This is a genomic window from Streptomyces sparsus (assembly GCF_054776295.1).
Genome location: NZ_BAAHCA010000556.1, coordinates 1 through 3,297, shown reverse-complemented (window position 1 = coordinate 3,297; position 3,297 = coordinate 1). Strand labels below are relative to the sequence as shown.

General features: G+C 73.5%; 2 protein-coding genes and 1 pseudogene. 1 reads left to right on the top strand and 2 read right to left on the bottom strand.

Annotated features, from left to right (window positions below; translation table 11 throughout):
• Positions 1 to 40 precede the first annotated feature (40 nt).
• A complete protein-coding gene (locus ACYVE9_RS20115; protein ID WP_461029283.1) occupies positions 41 to 817 on the bottom strand; it encodes a TetR family transcriptional regulator in 777 nt (258 codons plus the stop codon).
• An 86-nt stretch (positions 818 to 903) separates the two neighbouring features.
• The gene (locus tag ACYVE9_RS20110; RefSeq protein ID WP_461029282.1) at positions 904 to 2,688 is read right to left on the bottom strand and encodes a 3-hydroxyacyl-CoA dehydrogenase family protein; all 1,785 of its coding nucleotides are present in this window, start codon (positions 2,686 to 2,688) and stop codon (positions 904 to 906) included.
• Positions 2,689 to 2,957: 269 nt separating this feature from the next.
• Between ACYVE9_RS20110 and ACYVE9_RS20105 the strand changes: the two are divergent.
• Positions 2,958 to 3,297, top strand: a pseudogene (locus ACYVE9_RS20105) (hypothetical protein); the annotation flags it as partial.

Genomic DNA, 3,297 nt, shown 5'->3' with positions numbered 1-3,297 from the left:
ACGCCGCGCTGCGGGCCCGCAGGGCAGGCGCGGTCGGAACTCAGCCGCGGTGCAGGCTGCGCTCGATGCCGCGCATGATCTCGTCCAGCGGGGTGTCCGTCCTGGCCACCGTGACCAGGACCTCACCGTGCGCGGAGGTCCGGGCGGCACTCGCCGTACGAGCGGCCGGACCGTCGGTGCGGCTCGCGCCGAAGCCGGTGCCGAACGTCTGCCGGACGATCGCGAAGGCCCGGTCGAGCTGCGCCTCCACGTCGCCCACCGCGCCGCTGCGCAGCCAGCGCCGCAGTACGTGGTTGTGCGCGGTGACCACCGCGGACGCCGCGACCTCGGCCAGCAGCGGGTCGTCGTCACCGTCGTGGTGCGCCGCCTCGTCGAAGTGGCCCAGCAGGTACCGGGTGAACAGCCGCTCGTAGCGCGCCACCGAGGCGATCTCCCGCTCGCGCAGCGCCGGCACCTCACGGGTCAGGCGGTAGCGCTCGACGCTGACCGCCGGGGAGGCCGCGTACATGCGCATGACCTCCTTGATGCCCTGGCACACCGTGTCGAGCGGGTTCTCGTGCGCCGGCGCGGCGTCCAGCACCGCCCGGGCCCGCTCCAGGGTGTCGTCGTGGTCCGGGAAGATCGCCTCCTCCTTGGACCGGAAGTGCCGGAAGAAGGTGCGCCGTGCGACACCCGCCGCCGCCGCGATCTCGTCGACCGTCGTCTCCTCGTACCCCTTGGTGGCGAAGAGCTCCATGGCGGCCGCGGCCAGTTCCCGGCGCAACTTCAGACGTTGGGACGACGCGGCGGTACGGGCGGGCTTGGCGGGCTGCGTCATGCGGGGAACGTTACACGGGGGCGTGTGCCCGGCAGGCGGGCCGCCCGTCCCCGGTTCCAGCAGCCCGCCCCACCCCTGCGCCGCGCTCACCGCCGGGCGTACTCGCGGAAGCCGCGTCCCGTCTTCCGGCCCAGGCAGCCCGCCGCCACCAGGTGCTCCAGCAGCGGCGCCGGGGCCAGCCCCGGCTCGCGGAACTCGTGGTGCAGCACCTTCTGGATGGCCAGCGACACGTCCAGTCCCACCACGTCGAGCAGCTCGAACGGACCCATCGGGTATCCGCCGCCGAGCTTCATCGCGGCGTCGATGTCGTCCAGCGAGGCGTAGTGCTCCTCGACCATGCGCACCGCGTTGTTCAGGTACGGGAACAGCAGGGCGTTGACGATGAAGCCCGCCCGGTCGCCGCAGTCCACCGCGTGCTTGCGGATCCGCCCGCAGACCTCCCGCACGGTGGCGTGCACGTCGTCGCCGGTCAGCACCGTGCGCACCACCTCGACCAGCTTCATGGCCGGTGCCGGGTTGAAGAAGTGCATGCCGACCACGTCCTGCGGGCGGCCGGTGGCCCGGGCGCACGCCACCACCGGCAGCGAGGAGGTGGTGGTCGCCAGCACCGCGCCCGGCTTGCAGATCCGGTCCAGGGAGGCGAACAGCTGCTGCTTGACCTCCAGGTCCTCGGCGACGGCCTCCAGTGCCAGGTCCACGTCGGCCATCGCCTCCAGCGAGCCGGCCGGGGTGATCCGCTCCAGCACCGCCTCCCGGTCGGCCTCGCTCATCCGGCCCTTCTGCACCGACCTGGCCAGTGAGCCGCCCACCCGGTCCTTCGCCTTCGCCGCCTTCTCCTCGCCGCGCGCGACCAGCACGACCGCGTACCCGGCCTTGGCGAAGACCTCGGCGATGCCGCTGGCCATGGTGCCCGACCCGGCCACCCCGACCCGCTCCACGGGCCGGGCGGCGGCCGTCCGCGCGTCCGGGTCCGGGGTGAGGGCGTCCGCCACCACCTCGGCACTGCCCGGCTCGGCGTAGCTGTAGAAGCCGCGCCCCGACTTGCGGCCGGTCAGACCGGCCCGGCTGAGCTGGCCCAGGATCGGCGCCGGCGCGTGCAGCCGGTCGCGGGACTCGGCGTACATGGCCTCCAGCACCGTCCGGGCGGTGTCCACGCCGATCAGGTCCAGCAGTGCCAGCGGGCCCATCGGCAGGCCGCAGCCCAGCTGCATCGCCGCGTCGATGTCCTCCCGGCTGGCGTACCGGGCCTCGTACATGGCGGCTGCCTGGTTCAGGTAGCCGAACAGCAGACCGTCGGCGACGAACCCGGGCCGGTCGCCCACCGCGATCGGCACCTTGCCCAGGTCCTCGGCCAGCGCCGTCACCGCGTCGACCGCCTCCGGGGCGGTCAGCACCGAGGAGACCACCTCGACCAGCTTCATGGCAGGGGCCGGGTTGAAGAAGTGCATGCCGAGCACCCGCTCGGGGTGCGCGGAGTCGGCCGCGAGCCGAGTGACGGACAGCGCGTTCGTGCCGGTGGCCACGACCGCCGTCGGCTTGACCACGTCGTCGAGCGCGCGCAGCACCCGCTGCTTGGTCGGGTAGTCCTCCGGCACGACCTCGATCACCAGGTCCGCCTCGGCGGCGGCCTGGAGGTCGGTGAAGGTGCGGAACCGGGCCAGCACGTCGCGGCGCTCCTGCTCGGTGAGGCGCTCCCGGGCCACGGCACGGGCGGTGGAGCTCTCCAGGGCGGCGACGGCCTGCTGGGCCGCCGTCTCGCTGAGGTCGATGCCGATCACCTCGCGGCCGGCACGTGCCAGGACCTCGGCGATGCCGGTGCCCATCGTGCCGAGGCCGACGACGGCGACTGTGGTGAGGGAGGGACGGTCCATCACGGGACTCCTGAGGTGACGACTGCCGAATGAGGGTGTGCCCCGCGTCGCCGTGCCGCGTCGCCGAAGGAGGCGGAAACAGGCAGGGCAGGAGGGCGGGAGGAAGCCGGGCCGGCCCTGTCCCGGGGCCGGTGCCGTACGGATGTGCTCGCTGAACCGACTGACACTCTCGGCGGCTGCGTCACCAGGCCGCCTGAGCGGGGGTGCCGCTCTGATGAGCAGGCTAACCCGTGGGTAACAAGAACGCCAGAGGGCGGGCAGGAGACGATGTGTGGCACGGGCCACTCGACCGGGGGCGGGACATGGGCTACATGAGCGGTATGGACGACGACGCGCACGTGCGACTGGACATGCTGGCCCGCCGGTTACCCGGACCCGGCGACCGCGCCGAAGCCGACCGGCTGCACGCGTTGGCGCGGGCCGCCGACGGCGGCGGGGCGGAGGCCCGCGAGCAACTGGCGGCCGTGCTCGCCGAACCCGGACGGCCGCTCTGGGCACGGCAGTTCGTCTCCTACGCCCTCGCCTGCCTGGGTGACCGGCGCGCCTTCGAGACGCTGGTCTTCCTGCTGAACTACCGCGACCCGGCCTGCGGAGCCCTCGCCGCCGAGG

Excerpts from the sequence above, each read along its gene's own strand:
- ACYVE9_RS20115 (WP_461029283.1), bottom strand. The coding sequence starts at position 817 with ATGACGCAGCCCGCCAAGCCCGCCCGTACCGCCGCGTCGTCCCAACGT.
- ACYVE9_RS20110 (WP_461029282.1), bottom strand. The coding sequence starts at position 2,688 with ATGGACCGTCCCTCCCTCACCACAGTCGCCGTCGTCGGCCTCGGCACG.